Genomic DNA, 15,505 nt, shown 5'->3' with positions numbered 1-15,505 from the left:
TGGGGGGCGTGACCTACACCGGAGACACGCGGGTCGGCGGCCCCGCGGACACACGCGAACTGGCCGGGCTCACCATCAGCAAGCTGGCGGTGGGCCCGATGGACAACAACGCCTACCTGCTGCGCTGCCGGCGCAGCGGCGAGGCCGTGCTCATCGACGCGGCCAACGAGGCGGACCGCATCTTCGACCTCATCGGCGACAACGGGCTCGCGCGCGTCGTGACCACGCACCGCCACGGTGACCACTGGCAGGCGCTGGCCGAGGTGGTGGGTGCCACGGGCGCGAGCACCGTGGCGCACCCCGACGACGGCGGGGAACTCCCGGTGTCGGTCGACGAGCCGGTGGAGCACGGCGCGCGCATCCCGGTGGGGGAGTCCGAGCTGCGCGTCATCCACCTGCGCGGGCACACGCCGGGGTCGATCGCCCTGCGCTATGACGAGCCCGGCGGGCGCACGCACCTGTTCACCGGCGACAGCCTCTTCCCGGGCGGGGTCGGCCGCACGACCTCGCCTGAGGACTTCGGCTCGCTCCTGGGCGACGTCGAGGAGCGGGTCTTCGCGGAACTCGGTGACGACACGTGGGTGTACCCGGGCCACGGCAAGGACACCACCCTGGGGGCGGAGCGGCCGCACCTGGGCGAATGGCGCGAACGCGGCTGGTGACACCGGTCGGCCGGTGCCCACCGCTGTCGGCCGGCGGTCGCGGCACCGGGTCCCCGAACGGCGGGGTCCCCATACGGCGGGGGCGCCGAGCGGTCCCGGCCGGGACGGCCGCCTGGACCGCAGGCAGGGTCGGGGCGGGGGCGTCCGCCCGCGACGGCGGCCGATCGGGATGGCCGGAGCCGGATACCGGCCGATCCGATGGCGGGGGCCGGCCCCCGCCATCGCGCATCAGGCCGGGGCGCTGCCGCGCCCCGGCCTCGGACGTCTCCGTCAGGGCAGGCCGGGCTCCTCCTCCTGGTGCATGGCCTGCTCCTCGGCGCTGTGGCCCAACGGGTCCTCAGGGAAGTCCTCGGGGTAGGTGATGGCCTCGTTCTCCGGCCCCCGGTCGATGTCGGAGTCCTGCACATCGGGGAGTTCGCGGGCCAGTGCCTCGTCGAGCGGCTCCCCCGACTCCCGCTCGGTGCCGGTGGTCCCGTACTCGCTCATGGCGATGGGATGGTCGGCGGGCAGCACCTCGTCCTCGGTGGTGTCCTCCTGCGCGGGCAGACCGTCGTCCTCCCAGTCGAAGGCGTCGGCGTTGATGGGATCCGCGGGATGGTCGGGTGTCTCACTCATGCCGCGCCTGCTAACCGCGCCCGCGCACTCTATTCACCGCGCCCCGCCGTACCGCGGCGGGACCACGGAGGACACTCAGGCCGGCGGGACCCCGGCGCCCAGCAGCGGGAGGCACCGTTCCACGCCCCGCACCTCGATCCCGTCGACCAGGCTGCTCCGCCAGTCGGCCCGGTCCAGCCGCAGTCGCAGATCGTCGACTCCGCGTCCGCGCACCTTCAGCCGGGTCATGCCGTTGTCGCGGTAGCCGAGTTTGCGGGACACCCCCAGCGAACGCGTATTGCCCGCGAGGACCGAGCTGACCGCGACTTCGGCGCCCAATGCGGCGAACGCCAGGTGGAGCACCGCGGCGCGCATCTCCGTTCCGATCCCCTGGCCCTGGTAGCGCAGGCCCAGCCAAGAACCCGTGCCGACCTGCCGGGTCGCCGCGAAGTCGCGGGCGCCGATGTCCTGGAACCCGGCGGCGCCGGACTCGGTGAACACGGCGAGCGGCAGTGTCCAGTCATCGGGGGTGATCGCCCCCAACGTGCGCCAGTGGTGCTGGCACACGCCCCGCGCCCGCTCCTCGGGCGGGGCATCGGTCCAGGCAACGAGGAAGGGCATTTCGCGGGGGTCGTGCACGCCCTCGATCGCGAGGTCGCCGAGAGCGTCGAGTTCGTCCGGGGTGGGCAGCCGCAGCTCCAGCCGCGGCGTGCGGATCACAAGGTCGTAGAGGGGCCAGTGCCTCATGCATCCGGATTATCCGCCGTTCCCCCGCACGGAGCGAGCGGTTTTCGGCCGGCCGGCCCGGGCGTCGAGCGGGCTGCACACCACCCGGTCAGAGCCATGAGAGCGGCGCGGGCGCGCCGCTGGGAGGCGCGGGAAGGGGTCAGTATCCGTGGTACGGCTTGGGGCCCGCGACATTGCCAGGCGGTCCCGGGCCAGGCGACGGCGCGGGTGGCTTGCTCGGGCAGCCGGGTGGGGCAGGGTGTTCGCGCGTTCCTGCTCGTCTCCTGGGCACGCGCCAAACAGCGCGCCGGTCGACCGGTATCGGTCGCGCGGCGCGCGGTCCGAACGGCCGTGGGCGCCGGTGCTCCGGAGCGCGCGGGCGGGGACGACGGGCCCGCCCCGTCGCCGGGAGGGTTCCATGACCGGACGGGGCGGCAGGGCACCGCGGACCGGCGGAGCATCCGCGGGTCGGCGGGACACGCGGTGAACACGGGTCAGCCTGCCCCGAAGCAGACGAATCCGGCATCGCCGAGATGGTCGGCGACCGCTTGCGCGGGCTGGTCTCCCGAGGCGACGGCGGTGTGGAAGGCGGCCATCGCGGGGCCGGTGTCGCGGTCGCGGATCGGCAGGACGCCGGCCACGACGGTCGTGCCTCCGAGCGCCAGCAGGGTGGAGCCGAGTCCGAGGGGGATGCCCGAGGCGGCAGGGGCGGATCCGCCGACCCAGCAGGAGGACAGCACGGTGAGCTCGGGCAGCCGGGGCAGCCGTTCCAGGTCGTAGGCGAGCAGGGGGCCGTCGGCCAGCTCCACCCCCGACAGCATCGGGGCGTCGGGACGGGTCGAACCGTGCGCCGCGATGTGCGCGAGATCGGCGCCGCCCAACGCGTCGAGGACGGTGGAGACCCGGGCGTCGTCGCCGGTGAGGACGGTCGCGTCCGGCCAGAGGCCGCCCAGCGCCCGGACCTCGGCCGGCGCGCCGTCCAGGCCGCCGCCCGCGGTCAGCAGGGTGCGTTGGGGCACCGCCGCCGCGGCACGCTCGGCCCGCCGATGCTCGCGGGCGAGCCAGACCCGCGCCGAGGGCACGACACTCACGGCCCGGCCGCGCAGCGACGGCAACAGGCCCCAGGGGAGCCCCTGGGTGAAGGAGGAGGGGGCCACCACCAGGGGACGGTCACGACCCACCGCCGCCCGCACAGGGTCCAGCAGGAGCCGGTCGACCCGCGCCGCGGCGCCCGCCGTGGCGCGGCCGGCCGTGGGACCGGGGGCGAGGATGTCCGTGCGCGCCGCGTACAGCAGCTTGGCCACCGCGTCCTCGGCCGGAGCCGCGGCGGGCAGGGGGTGGACGCGTGCCCGGCCGTCGACAACGGTGACGGCCACGTGCGTGCCGGGGACGTCGACATGGCAGAGGAAGACGCGGGATCCCAGCCGCTCGGCGAGCGCGGGCACGACCGGGGCCGGTGCCTCCGCCGGTGCGGCGTGCCCGGTGCACCCGGCGTGCCATTGGGCAGGCGCCAGGAGTGAGCCGACCCGGGCGAGGTCGTCGCGGTCGGAGTCGTCACCGCCGCGTGCGCGGGCGTGCGCGGCGCGGTAGCGGTCGAGCAGCCGCGCCCATCCGGGATCGCGGCAGGGGCCGGGAACGGGGGCGAGGGCGCGCCCGTGCTCCACCCATTCCAGGGCGGTCGCGGCGTCGCCGTCGCGCAGGGCGATCCCAGCTCCGGCCGCGGCGACCTCGCGCTGGTGCGCCCGGGCATGGGCGAGGAGTTCGAGGTGGCGCAGGCCCGCTTCCGGCGGGGCGTCGGGGGAGGGGGCCAGCAGAGCGTCGCGGGCCCGCCGGTGGTCGCCCTCGGCAAGGGCCCGCAGCGCGGCGGTGTGGTGGGCGGCGGGCACCGCCATCGACAGCGGCCCCAGCGGAGCGCTGGGAACGCACCTTGCGAGGGCGCGCTCGGCCTCCTCACGGCGGGCCACGCCAGGCGTTGCCGCGCCCGGGACGACACGCGGACCCGCGCCGGAACCTGATCGCGGCGCGATCGGCCACACGGCCGACGGGAATGCGTCGGCGCCGAGTGGTGCGGACGGACTCGGTGAAGTGGCGTGTGCGGGAGTCTCCTGGTCGGGGCCGGGCGCGAGTGGGCCCAGAGGGGAGGCATCGACGCCCGGGGACGATGCCGGCTTCGGTGCGGTGGTGTCCGGGACCCGGTCGAGTGCGGTCGAGGGGGCAGGGGCTCCTAAGCGCGTGGATGGCACCGGCGTCGCGGCCCGCGAAGGGGCGTTCGTGCCTCGGCCCGGTGGGGGAGAAACCTGCGCCGACCGCTGGGCGGCGCAGGGAGGTGCGGACGGCGGGGTGGTGGGGTGTGGTGCTGGTGGGTCGGTGGGCGGGGGTGTGGTCGATACGGGCTGCTGGGTCGGGGATCCGGACGGCAGGGTGACCGGGTGCGGTGCGGACGGATCGCTGGAAGGGGGTACTGCCGGTGCCGGCTCCGGACGTGTCGGCGTGAGCGGTGCCGCGGCCGGGTATGGCCCGTCGCCCCGGACAAGGTAACGCGGCCGGACACCGTGGGAGCGCGGAAAGCCGCGCCGGTGATCGGGGACGTGCCGGGCCGACCATTCGACCAGGCCGGCGAGTTGCGACCACAGCGAATCCGCCGTGAATCCGGATCGCACCCGCCGCGCCTCGACCCGCGCGGCGTCGCGGTCGCCCCGCGTGAGGTGGATCTTGGCCCGGAGGAGCCGGCTCGTGGCGTCATCGCTCGTGTGGCCGCCGCCGGGCAGGTCGGTGATCAGCCGGGCGGCATCGCGGAACATCCCGGCGGCCAGCAGGGCGTCGGCGTGGTCCAGGCGCAGTGCGGCCCGCCGACTGGGCGGGACGAGGAGGTCGGCGTCGGTGAACCGCGCCACGGCGCTCGCGATGTCGCCACACCGCACCGCCAGGCACCCCAGGTTCTGCAGGGTCACGCCGCGCAGGTAGTCGAGCGACCGCTGCTCGGTGTGGTGCAGGGCGCGTTCGAGGTCGTCGGCGGACTCCGCGAGCCGCCCGGAGTACATCAGGGCGAGACCCCGGTTGCTCAGCACGCCCGGAAGCAGCCGTTCGCGGGTGCCGGGGTCGAGGCGGTCGACGTGCTCCAGCGCGGTGTCGAAATCGTCGATGGCCGCGCCGAATCTGCCGCGCTGCGCGGCCGACACCCCGCGGTGCAGGTGGACCAGGGTCCGGGCCGACGGAGTGGCCGCGGCCATGCGGTCCAGCGACGTCCCGGCGATGCCTCCGCCGCCCCGCAGCGCCAGGAGGCCCAGGTGGGAGGCGCGCGCGTGCGCCGCCGATTCGTCGAGCCCGGCCCGGGAGGCGACAGCGGCGGCCTGGCGCAGGAGCCGGTGCGCGCCCCGGGGGTCGCCGAGCTCGCGCCGCGCCATCCCGAGCAGCCGCAGCGCGGCGGACCGGGCGGCCGGGCCGGGCCGCTCGTCCAGCCACCGCTCCGCGTGCTCCCGTGCCGCCCGCGGATCACGGGCGATCAGGGTCAGAGGATGCACGACGTCGTGGGTCACCGTCATATGCGGCGCCTTCCGTGTTCGACGCTCAGGGGAGGGAACGACCGCGTTCGTACACACCGCGCTCGTGCGGTCGCCGCAAGTGATAACACGTCCTCGTCCCGGTGGGGCGGTCCCGTCGCCGGTCGGCGGCGCGTCCGCGACGCGCGATGCGTGCGGATCCGGGGTTCCCGGTTCTCGGGCCGTCCCGAACACGACCGTTCGGCCCGCCCGTAAGTCGCGCTTTCGCCGTGCCGGCGCCACCTTCAGCACCAGGAGCCTCGCGAGCCCCGGACCTGCGTCGATCCGCGTCACAACGCCGAAGACCGCCCGCGTGGCCCCGTCCACGGGAGCGCCGCGCCCCGGTCGGCCGGGCGAACCATGAGAACGGCGGGTTCGACTCCGGATCTCGGCGCCGCAGCCGAAGAATTCCACCGGTGCGATGTCCCCAGGCCCCCGCACCGAACAACCTGGTGACCAGATGCACCGCGGACCTCCTCCGCGACACCCCGCCATCACAACGGCGAGGACGGCGCGAGATCCGCCCGTCACCACGGCAGACCCAGCCCGCCCCACGGGTTCCACCCGTATGCCGGGCCTGAGCGGCGATGCCCGCGGTCGCGGGAAGCCGCCAGGGCGTTTCATGGCTATGGCCTGTCGCCTTCGGGACGCTGCCCGTCGGGGAACCCGGCGTTCGCAAATCGACCGCCCGCCTCCGGTATCGATCGCGGGGTGATTCCGGGCTATCGCGTCCTTTCTGGACCCTGGCGGATGCGGGCACGGCCGCGCTCGCATCCGTGGCGCCGGGATCCGGCGTCGCACGGCAGGGGAGCTGGCGGGGCGCCGTGGCGGCGCCTTCGGTCCGGGAACCGCTGCGCCGGCCGAGACGTATGCGCCCGCGAGGCCGACCCTGGAGGCGGCGCGAGGACGTGGTCACGGCCGGAGGGACCTGGTGGCCCGGTTGTGGCGGTGGACGGCCCTTTCGTGGCGGGACGTCTCGGTGTCCCCATCGGGACGGGGCGCGGCCAGGGGACCGGGTGCCCTAGGTGGGTGACCTGGTGGCCGGGTCCGGGGGTTCGGGGCACGGGGTCGGGAGGTGGCCTCCGGGCGGCGCGATGATCCGGCGGGGACACGGGTGCGGGGCTCCGGCTCCGTTCGGGGGCGCAGTATCCGTGGCGCGGCGGTCGGCGAGGGCCTGGGTGCCACCGGGCGGTGCGGGGGCGAGTCGGCCGGGGAGGTCAGAGGGTGAGCCAGCGGGTGGTGGCCGGGGCCGTTCCGGAGCGGTGGACGAGGAGGCTGACCGGTCCCCGCGGGACTCCGCGGGCGAGGAAGGTGCCGTCGGGGTCCACGTCGTGGCACGAGGTGCCGCGAGGGCTGCGGACCTCCACGGAGTGCGCCCCGGCCGGTGCGACCCGGCCCACCAGGTCGCGGTCGTCGTCCACGGAGGTGACCTCCATGCTAACCGCGACCCCCGGGCCCTCGAACCGTACATAGCGCGGTGCGTCGGCAAGGGCGCCCGCGTCGCGCAGGCCCACGGGGGTCGTCCCCAGCGAGTCGTCGCGCAGATCGGCGAAGACCGCGTCATCGCGGCGCATGGCGAACGCGGCGCGGGCGGCGCGGCGCACCGCCGCGGGCATCGCGCCCACCGGTGCGGTGTCCGATCGCAGGACCGCCATGAACGCCTCGTCATCGGCGTCGTCCCGCGAGTCGGCGGCGTCCGACGTGTCGGAGCCGTCCCTGTACGGCGCTCCGGCGCCGCCCTTGGAGAACGGGCCCGTTCCGTCCGGTGTGGCGGGTGTGCGGGGGGAGGCCGGGGTGGGGCCGGGGGCGGGCGGGTCGTCGTGGGTCATGTCACGGCCCTTCATCGCTGATCGTCCTGCCGGTGGTCCTCGGTGAGGATGCGGCGCAGCCGGCGCCGCATGCGCCGCCGGGCGACGCGGATCAAGCCGGGCGGCAGCCCGGTGAACTCGGCCACCTCGGCGACGCGGGTGCGGGGGGAGTACAGGTCGATCGCCGCCAGGGTCCTCTCCGGTTCGTCCAGTCCGGAGATCGCGCGGCGCACCCCGCGGTCGCGTTCGGCCGCCAGGTGCAGGGCCTCCGGGCTGCGGGGGTCGGCGGAGTCGAGCAGAGCGGGGTCCTCGGGGGCGGTCCGGCGGCTCAGCCGGAGCTGGCGCCTGCACTCGTTGTGGGTGGTGGCGGCCAGCCAGGCGCCCACGTGGCCGGGGTCGCGGATACGCGGCAGGTGGTCGGCCAGCACACACCATACGGTCTGCTCGACGTCCTCGGCGTCGTGCCGCGAAAGGCCGTAGGAGCGGACCACCGCCCGCACCCGCAGCGAGAAGCGTCCGATCAGGGCCTCCCACGCCCGGCCGTCGCGGCAGAGCGCCTGCTTTACCAGATCGGCCGTCGCGGTCTCCCCGCAGGGCTGGTCACCCACCCGCACCCCCGTTAGACTCTCAGCTCCCGCCTCGCGCGTGGCACCACGCTAGCCGCGAGCACGGGCGGACACAGGGAGAACGCCGGATCCGGCCACCGGAGACCTGGTGCCGATGGTGCCCATGGGGCACAATAGGTCGAGGAGAAGACCAGGACGGACAGCTCCTCTGCGGGTACGAGGGCGTCGGGGAAGCGCACTCGTTCGTATCAGGAGGTTCGGTGTCCGCACGTGGCGTCTTGTACGTCCACTCCGCGCCCGCGGCGCTGTGCCCACACGTCGAGTGGGCGGTCGCGGGTGTAGTTGGCGTGCCTGTGAAACTCGACTGGGAGGCCCAGCCGGCCGCCCCTGGAAACCATCGCGCCGAGCTCAACTGGCAAGGGGCGCCGGGTACCTCCGGCGCCATCGCCTCGGCGCTCAACGGCTGGCAGCGCCTGCGCTTCGAGGTGACCGAGGAGGCCACCCCGGGCTGCGACGGCGTCCGCTACAGCTACACACCCACACTCGGTATCTTCACCGCGGTCACCAGCGCGTCGGGCGAGGTCCTGGTCCCCGAGGCGCGGCTGCGCAATGCCATGGAACGGGCGGCCGCCCAGGAGGCCGACCTCGCCGAAGAGCTCGACCGTCTCACCGGCCGCGTCTGGGACGAGGAGCTCGAACCGTTCCGCTACGCCGGCGACGGCGCCCCGGTCCGCTGGCTGCACGCGGCCGGCTGACGGCGGCACACCCCGGCGCGGTCACCATCGAACGCCATGGTCCTCGCGACTCCCACACGTCGTAGGTGTTGCGAGGACCGCTGGAACCCGAGTTCCGTGCCGGCCCTTTCGCGTGTCCGGCCCAGCGGGTCGCGGAAGCCGGCGCGCGGCGGCGGGCGCTCAGGACCCGGCCTCTCGGTGCCCGGCCGTGCGGCTCACAGGCCGTCGGGGTCGCCGTGGCCCAGTCGGCGGTCGCGCCGGGTGGGGCTGTTGGGCGGCGTGGCGATGGTGCTGGCCAGCGTGAACAGGAACATGAAGCCGAGCGGGATCAGTGGCCAGAACGGCAGGTAGGTCTGCGAGATCAGGCTGGTCACCGCCCAGATCGCGATGAGGATGACCGACACCGCGGCCAGCCCGCGCCAGGGTTCGAGGCGGTCGCGCCACTCGGGATCGGCGTCGGTGTCGGCGGTCTCGGGGACCGCGACCGGGACGGGCACCGGCGGCGGGATCGGGAGGTCGCGGGTCAGGGCCGCGAGGTCGCCCATGGTCGTTGCGCGCACCGCGAGGTCCAGGCGCTCGTGGTACTCGTCGAGCTTGAGCCGACCCTCCTGGAAGGCGCGGGCGAGTCGTTCGGCGCAGGCGTCGCGGTCGGCGTCGGACGCGCGCATCTGCTCCGGTGGTACCCGTTCGCCGTCCATGGTCGTCGCTCCCTCCCGCGGTGGCGGGGGACGGTCATCTTCGCGTGCCGGCGTTGTCGTCCGGCCAGATGGCGGCGGCGATCAGGATCGCGGCCCAGATCCCCAAGGGGACCAGCGGCCAGAACGGCAGCGCGTCGTTGCCCATGATGCTGGTGACGCCCCAGATCCCGGTCATGATCACGGCACCGCCCAGCCACCATCGCCATTCGTCTACCCAGTCCTTCCACGGCGACACCAGCGCGGTGCGGCCAACGGCCGCGAGGGAGGGGTCGGGGACCGGGGCGGGCGGGGGAGGTTCGGGGAGGTCGGCGGTGAGGATCCGGAGGTCGCCGAGGACGACGGAGTGCATGGCGGCGTCGAGGCGGCGTTCGTATTCGACGAGGTCGAGCCGTCCCTCGGACAGCGCGGTCGCGAGTCGTTCGGCGCAGGCGTCCCGGTCCGCGTCCGAGGCGCGCATACGGCTCTCCGGGACGCGTTCGTCGTCCAACGCCCACCCCCTACCGCACGATGATGGGTGACCTACGATACGCGTCCGCGGCCTGCCGCAAAAGGCACCTTCCGGGTACTGTCCTGTGGCCGGTCAGTCGTCGTCATCGTCATCGTCGTCATCGGGGAAGAAGAGGCCGGCGATCAGGACGGCCGCCCAGATCCCGAGCGGGATCAGCGGCCAGAAGTCCTGCGGCTCCCCGTTGGACACCGAGGTGACGGCCCAGATGCCGATCATGATCACGGCGCCGCCCAGCCAGTAGCGCCACTCGTTGATCCACTCCCGCCACTTCGACGGCGCCTTGCCGGCGCCGACCTCGGCGAGGTCGACCGGTGCCGTGGGATCGGGCGCGGAGGCGGAAGAGGAGGCGGCCGGGAGGTCGGTGGTGAGCGGGACGAGCTCGCCCATGGTCTTGGCCGACATCGCGGCGTCGAGCCGCAGGTTGTACTCGGCCAGGTCCAGGCGCCCCTCCGACAGGGCCGTGGACAGCCGCGCGGCGACGGTGTCGCGGTCGGCGTCCGAAGCGCGCAGGCCCTCCCGAGGGCTCGGATGAGCGGTCATCGGGCCATCCTCCTTCGTCATGCCGCGGTGCGATCGTCGACGCTAGGCGAGGCGCCGCCGGACGGCCTCCTCCCGGGGGGTGGGATCGCCGTCGTTCTTTCGGACGACCGCCGGTGCGTTCCGGTTCCCGTTCCGTCCGGGCCGGGGTGGCCGGACCCGGACGCGGGCGGCGCGTCAGCCGATCGGGTGGCCCGCCCGGGCGCGGTGCCAGTCCGCCACGGCGGTGTGGGTTCCGGCGTCGGCGGCGCCGATCAGCCCGGTGCCCTCGGGATCGCCCAGGTAGTCGAACGGGGCGCCGTCCAGCCGCGAGAGGCGGCACCCCGTCTCGCGCAGGAGCAGGTCGGGCGCTGCCACGTCCCAGTCGCGCACCGGGACGTCCTTGACGAACAGGTGGGCGGCGCCCTCGGCGATCCGGCACAGCTTGAGGGAGATGCCGCCGCATTCCAGGTAGCGGCCGTAGCCGAAGTGGTCGTAGGCCGCGCGCGCGATCCCGTGCGGCTGCGGGGTGTTGTCGGTGAGCACGCCGGTGCCGGGCGGTGCCGGGGCGGCGCGCGGCAGCATCCGGCCGTTGGCGGCGGCGCCCATGCCGTGCGCCGCGGTGTAGAGCACGTCGGTTTCGGGGGCGTGGATCGCGCACGCCATGGGGCGGGCGTCGACCATCAGCGCCGCTTGGGTCACGTAGCCGGGGAACCCGTGCGCGTAGCTGGCGGTGCCGTCGATGGGGTCGATCAGCCAGTACCGGTCGGGTCGCGGCCCGGCGGCCGATCCGGGGTCCTCCTCGCTGATCACGGGAACCTCGGGGGAGATGCGGCGCAGCCGGGCGGACAGGGCGTCGTGCGCCCGGGCATCGGCCGCGGCGGTGAACTGGCCGTTGTGCCAGCGGCCCGCGATGGCGGCGGGGTCGCCGCGCCACTCGCGCAGCAGCGCGCCCACCTCGGCCACGGCGCCCGCCATGGCGTCGACGAGGGAGGCCGGGGGCGGCGGGTGCGGACCGCGGCGGGCGGTCACCGGGCGGCCCGTGCGACGGGGGCCGCGGCGGCGTGCGGCCGGCCGGGGGTGATCCCGTATCCGGCGAAGCCGGCCTCGTCGATGAACTCGTCGGCCCAGTGGCGGACCATCACTACCCCTTCCCGCCATTCGTCGGCCAGCCGCGGGCCGCCCCCGATGGCCTGTCGCAGCAGTCCGGAGACCTCGTCGACCCCGGCCGCGACGGTGAGGGGCGCGGTGGAGGAGAAGCGCGGGTTGATCTCGAAGATGCGCGGCTCGCCTTCGGCGTCGAGGGCGAGCTGCACGTTGAACGGGCCGTCGGCGCGCAGTTCGCGCTGTACGGCCCGGCACACCTCGGCCACGCGGGCGTGGCGGCGGGTGACGGCGAACCGGGTCACACCGTGCTTCAGGATGACCTCCTTGGGCACCACCGATTGGACCACGCCGTCGCGCCACACGACGACCGACACGGTGTACTCCGTTCCCGTGACCCGTTCCTGGACCAGCAGGTCGTCGGCCGCGTAGGGCGATTCGGCGATGAGCCGGGACAGCTCCGCGGCCGACTCCGCGACCGCGACCCCGCGGCCGCCGCGGCCCCGGCGGGGCTTGACGACCACCGGGAACCCGGGATCGCCCGCCCACTCGGCGGCGGTCCGGGTGACCGGAACGGGGATCCCCGCCTCGGCGAGCCGGCGCATGAGCACGTACTTGTCCAGGCACGTGGCGACGAACGCGGGCCGCGGCAGCAGCACCGCGATCCCCTCGTCGGCGAGCCGGCCGGCGGGCAGCAGCTCCTCGTCGACCAGGGGGACCAGCGCCGCGGCGTTCTCCTTCAGGCAGATGCCGCGGATCTCGGGGAGGTAGTCGTCGCTGTCGCCGGGCGGGACCAGGTGGCTGCGGTCGGCGAGGTAGAGGCCGGGGGCCGACGGGTCGATGTCGGTCGCGACGACCCGGTAGCCCTGGCCGCGCAGCCGCATGATCGTCCCGGAGGTCGGGGCCGAGCCGGCGGTGGTGATCACGACGGTGGGCGGATCAGTGAGCTGTTGGGCGGTCACCGGTGGACCTTTCCGCTTGCTGTGGTTGGTACGGAGACAGGCGCGGGTCTGCGTGCGTGCCAGCGGGCCCGGACGGCGGTGACGGCTCCTTCCTCGGGGCGGCGGCGCGGACATCTCGAGGGTAAACCGCAGATCAGCGCCTGACGCGATGATGGCCGCTTCCGGATTCCGGGACAACCGGACGGGGGTGCGGCGCGTGCTCGCGGGCGCCGCCGCCGCGGCGCGCCCGGCGACCGCGGCCCCGGACCGGCCCCAGAGGGGTCAGAGCGGGCCGATGCGCTCGGCGAGGAAGGCTTCGACGCCCTCGGGGCCGGTGTAGTGGTGCGCGTCGATGCCCAGGGCCTTGGCCGCGAGGATGTTCTCCTCGCGGTCGTCGATGAAGACGGTGTGCTCTGGTTCGGCGCCCAGTTCGCCCAGCACGCGGGTGTAGATCTCCGGGTCGGGCTTGCACAGGGCGAGGTCGGAGCTGAAGAATAGCGAGTCGAAGCCGGCGAGAGCGGGCGAGCGGCGCAGGGCGTGGGCCATGTCGGCGGAGGCGTTGGACAGCAGGGCGAGCCGCGCGCCCCGGGCGGCCAGCCGCTCCAGGAGCCGGACGCTGCGGTCGCGCAGGTGCAGCCACGAGGCGACGTCCGCCGCCCATAGCTGCTGGCGCCGGACGGTGTCCCAGTCGGCGCCGGTGCTCCGGGCGATGCCGTCCCAGTACACGGCCGCGGTGTCGCCCTGGTCGTAGGCGCGGCGCCCCGCCCAGTAGGCCGCCCAGAAATCTGCCGGGTCCACGCCCGCCAGCCGCTCCAGCGCCGCCCGCGACTCCGCGGGCTGCGGCAGCGAGATGACCTCGCCGTAGTCGAAGAGGATCGTGGGGAGGCTGGAGCTTCGACCCATGAGGCTTCGGTCCCTCTCGCGTAGTCGTGGTCCCGCTCGTCCGGCTCGCGCCGGCGCGTCCTCCTGCCGGGGCTCCGCCGAACCGGCGGAGGGGCCCGCCCCGTCGCGGGGCGGGCCCTGCCCTGCTGCGGGGAGCCTACTTCTCCTCGTACACCGGCGTGACGACCGCCCGGCCGATGGAGTGGGAGAAGAGGTTGAACCCGAGGAACGCCGGGCTCGCGGAGTCGCCGATCCCCAGCGTGCCGACGTCCACCGCGTGCACCGCGAACATGTAGCGGTGCGGCCCGTGGCCGGGCGGCGGGGCGGCTCCGACATAGCGCTTGTCCCCGGCGTCGTTGCGCAGGGTGACCGCCCCCTCGGGCAGGCCCTTCCCCGATCCGTCGCCGGCGCCGGCCGGCAGTTCGGTCACCGACACCGGGATGTCGAAGACCGCCCAGTGCCAGAAGCCGCTGGCCGTGGGGGCGTCGGGGTCGAAGCAGGTGACGGCGAAGCTGCGGGTGCCCTCGGGGAAGCCGCTCCACGCCAGGTGCGGCGAGACGTCCTCGCCGCCGGCGCCCATGACGCCGCTCACCTGGGCGGGCGCGAGGGTCCGGCCGTCGGCGACGTCGTCGCTGGTCACCGCGAACGGCGCGACGTCGGGCAGGAAATCGTAGGGAGATGGCGACTGGGCCACGCGGATCCTCCAGGCTCGGTGGTGCGGTCAGGCGTCCCTGACCCTTTCTACCCCGGGATCATCGCAGGGGCGTGGACAGCGGGGCCACCGGATGTCAGCGGGTGTCGACGACCCGGAACGCCTCCGCCAGCCGCCCCTCGGGCAGACCGCCGCGTGCGGCGTTGCCGGCGAGCCAGCCGCGCACGGCCGGCTCCACTTCCCTGATGTCGGGGATCTGGCTGGCGTGCGCGGCCAGCGCGGCGAACTTGCGGTCGATCACGTCGGTGACGTCGCTGAAGCGGTCCGCTGCCGGCGGGTGCGCGACCCACACCTCGGGGACGCTCCAGGGCCGCAGCCCCTCGTTGGCGAGCAGAGCGGTGTGCGCGTGCGGGTTGCGCGCGTCGGGGTAGACGGCGTTGATCCCCGCCTCGCCCGTGGCCAGGTGGTCGGGGTGGCTCGCGGCGAGCGCCGACCAGTCGCGCTCGGGGCTGGGGATGACCACCCGGTCGGGGCGCACCTGGCGGATGACCCGGGCGATGTCGCACCGCAGTGCCAGGTCGGGCACGACCGAGCCGTCGGGGTGGCCCAGGAACCGGACGTCGTCCACCCCCACCGCCGCGGCGGCCTTGCGCTGCTCCTCGCGCCGCAGCGCGGCCATCTCCTCGGTGTTCAGCGTGCGGTCGTCACCGCCGGCCTCGCCATCGGTGACCAGCAGATAGGTGACCTCGATCCCGGAGCCGGTCCATAGCGCGACCGTCCCCGAACACGCGAAGTCGATGTCGTCGGGGTGGGCCATGACCACCAGCGCGCGCTCGATACCGTCGTCGTCCGGCATATGCGGCGTCCTTTCCACTCGCGGGGGACCCGTGCGGCGGAGCCCTCCTGACATCTCCAGCGTGCCGCGAACCCCGGAGATTCCGGCCGCTCCCGGCCGCGTGGCGGCGGAATACCCGGGCCCGCGGCGGCGTTCAGCCGCGCGCTCTCCGATGCGCGGCGACCCGCGACCGCGTCGCGCACCGGCGCGAGCAGTACCGGCGGGGGCTGCCGCTGCCGGTGTCGACGAACACGCGGTCGCAGCCCGCGGCCGCGCACACCCCGCCCGGCACCCGCTGGCGGTCGGTCAGGACCAGCGCGAGGGTCAGGCACGAGGAGGTGAGGAACCACTCGCCCAACGGCGCGTCGTCGTGGCCGTCCACGTGCACGTGCCAGTGGGTGGTGCCGCCGTGGCTGGTCAGCCGCGGTGGGTGGGCGCTGTGGGCCAGCAGGGCGTTGAGGGTGGCGGCGGCGGTGCCGGCATCGGGGGCCGTGAACACGGCGCGCAGGCGCTGCGCGGCGGCGCGCATCGCGGTCACGTCGGCCGGGGAGACGACCAGCGGATCGGTCTCCCCATGGGCGCGCAGGAGGGCGTCGACCGCCTCGGGGCCGGGGTCATCGCCGCTCAGCAGGTTGACCAGGTCGGTGGTGCGCTGGGCGAGCCCGCGCACCGCGCGCCCGATGATCGCGTTGGGCGTCGGCATCCCGTCAATGTAACGCCTGTAGCGACCGATGGCGTTA

The 15,505-nt window shown here is 74.8% G+C and carries 16 protein-coding genes; 2 read left to right on the top strand and 14 right to left on the bottom strand.

Annotated elements, in window-relative coordinates:
• Positions 1 to 8: 8 nt before the first annotated feature.
• On the top strand, positions 9 to 662 hold the full coding sequence (locus ACFO4E_RS04695; protein WP_378571769.1) for an MBL fold metallo-hydrolase: 654 nt from the start codon (positions 9 to 11) through the stop codon (positions 660 to 662).
• Positions 663 to 932: 270 nt separating this feature from the next.
• On the opposite strand, the gene ACFO4E_RS04690 is transcribed toward ACFO4E_RS04695, so the two are convergent.
• From ACFO4E_RS04690 to ACFO4E_RS04670, 5 genes are all read right to left on the bottom strand, one after another.
• Positions 933 to 1,277 (bottom strand): hypothetical protein, encoded by a 345-nt coding sequence (locus ACFO4E_RS04690; protein ID WP_378571768.1) that lies wholly within the window; start codon positions 1,275 to 1,277, stop codon positions 933 to 935.
• Between the two features lie 75 nt (positions 1,278 to 1,352).
• Positions 1,353 to 2,003 (bottom strand): GNAT family N-acetyltransferase, encoded by a 651-nt coding sequence (locus ACFO4E_RS04685; protein WP_378571767.1) that lies wholly within the window; start codon positions 2,001 to 2,003, stop codon positions 1,353 to 1,355.
• 473 nt (positions 2,004 to 2,476) lie between these two features.
• A complete protein-coding gene (locus ACFO4E_RS04680) occupies positions 2,477 to 5,524 on the bottom strand; it encodes a CHAT domain-containing protein (protein WP_378571766.1) in 3,048 nt (1,015 codons plus the stop codon).
• A gap of 1,214 nt (positions 5,525 to 6,738) precedes the next feature.
• On the bottom strand, positions 6,739 to 7,350 hold the full coding sequence (locus ACFO4E_RS04675) for a hypothetical protein (protein ID WP_378571765.1): 612 nt from the start codon (positions 7,348 to 7,350) through the stop codon (positions 6,739 to 6,741).
• Positions 7,351 to 7,361: 11 nt separating this feature from the next.
• Complete coding sequence (locus ACFO4E_RS04670) at positions 7,362 to 7,937, bottom strand: RNA polymerase sigma factor (protein ID WP_378571764.1); 576 nt, start codon at positions 7,935 to 7,937, stop codon at positions 7,362 to 7,364.
• A 218-nt stretch (positions 7,938 to 8,155) separates the two neighbouring features.
• Here ACFO4E_RS04670 and ACFO4E_RS04665 point away from each other — a divergent pair, with 218 nt between their 5' ends.
• On the top strand, positions 8,156 to 8,650 hold the full coding sequence (locus ACFO4E_RS04665; protein ID WP_378571763.1) for a DUF3145 domain-containing protein: 495 nt from the start codon (positions 8,156 to 8,158) through the stop codon (positions 8,648 to 8,650).
• A gap of 194 nt (positions 8,651 to 8,844) precedes the next feature.
• Here the strand turns inward: ACFO4E_RS04665 and ACFO4E_RS04660 are convergent, their stop codons facing one another.
• The 9 genes from ACFO4E_RS04660 to ACFO4E_RS04620 form a co-directional block, all read right to left on the bottom strand.
• On the bottom strand, positions 8,845 to 9,327 hold the full coding sequence (locus ACFO4E_RS04660; protein WP_378571762.1) for a DUF1707 SHOCT-like domain-containing protein: 483 nt from the start codon (positions 9,325 to 9,327) through the stop codon (positions 8,845 to 8,847).
• Between the two features lie 34 nt (positions 9,328 to 9,361).
• Complete coding sequence (locus tag ACFO4E_RS04655; RefSeq protein WP_378571961.1) at positions 9,362 to 9,784, bottom strand: DUF1707 SHOCT-like domain-containing protein; 423 nt, start codon at positions 9,782 to 9,784, stop codon at positions 9,362 to 9,364.
• 123 nt (positions 9,785 to 9,907) lie between these two features.
• Positions 9,908 to 10,375 (bottom strand): DUF1707 SHOCT-like domain-containing protein, encoded by a 468-nt coding sequence (locus ACFO4E_RS04650; RefSeq protein WP_378571761.1) that lies wholly within the window; start codon positions 10,373 to 10,375, stop codon positions 9,908 to 9,910.
• Between the two features lie 174 nt (positions 10,376 to 10,549).
• Entirely contained in the window at positions 10,550 to 11,329 is a 780-nt protein-coding gene (locus ACFO4E_RS04645) for an inositol monophosphatase family protein (protein ID WP_378571960.1), read from the bottom strand.
• A 50-nt stretch (positions 11,330 to 11,379) separates the two neighbouring features.
• Positions 11,380 to 12,381 (bottom strand): ATP-grasp domain-containing protein, encoded by a 1,002-nt coding sequence (locus tag ACFO4E_RS04640; protein WP_378571959.1) that lies wholly within the window; start codon positions 12,379 to 12,381, stop codon positions 11,380 to 11,382.
• 297 nt (positions 12,382 to 12,678) lie between these two features.
• The gene (locus ACFO4E_RS04635; protein ID WP_378571760.1) at positions 12,679 to 13,299 is read right to left on the bottom strand and encodes an HAD family hydrolase; all 621 of its coding nucleotides are present in this window, start codon (positions 13,297 to 13,299) and stop codon (positions 12,679 to 12,681) included.
• 136 nt (positions 13,300 to 13,435) lie between these two features.
• Positions 13,436 to 13,972, bottom strand: a complete 537-nt coding sequence (locus ACFO4E_RS04630; RefSeq protein ID WP_378571759.1) for a YbhB/YbcL family Raf kinase inhibitor-like protein — start codon at positions 13,970 to 13,972, stop codon at positions 13,436 to 13,438.
• A 94-nt stretch (positions 13,973 to 14,066) separates the two neighbouring features.
• The gene (locus ACFO4E_RS04625; RefSeq protein WP_378571758.1) at positions 14,067 to 14,786 is read right to left on the bottom strand and encodes a PIG-L deacetylase family protein; all 720 of its coding nucleotides are present in this window, start codon (positions 14,784 to 14,786) and stop codon (positions 14,067 to 14,069) included.
• Between the two features lie 133 nt (positions 14,787 to 14,919).
• Entirely contained in the window at positions 14,920 to 15,468 is a 549-nt protein-coding gene (locus ACFO4E_RS04620; RefSeq protein ID WP_378571757.1) for a CGNR zinc finger domain-containing protein, read from the bottom strand.
• Positions 15,469 to 15,505: the final 37 nt, after the last annotated feature.

This window comes from Nocardiopsis mangrovi, assembly GCF_042653925.1.
Lineage (GTDB): Bacteria > Actinomycetota > Actinomycetes > Streptosporangiales > Streptosporangiaceae > Nocardiopsis_B > Nocardiopsis_B mangrovi.
The sequence above is the reverse complement of the archived record's forward strand: the minus strand, read 5'-3'. Positions and strand labels throughout refer to the sequence as shown.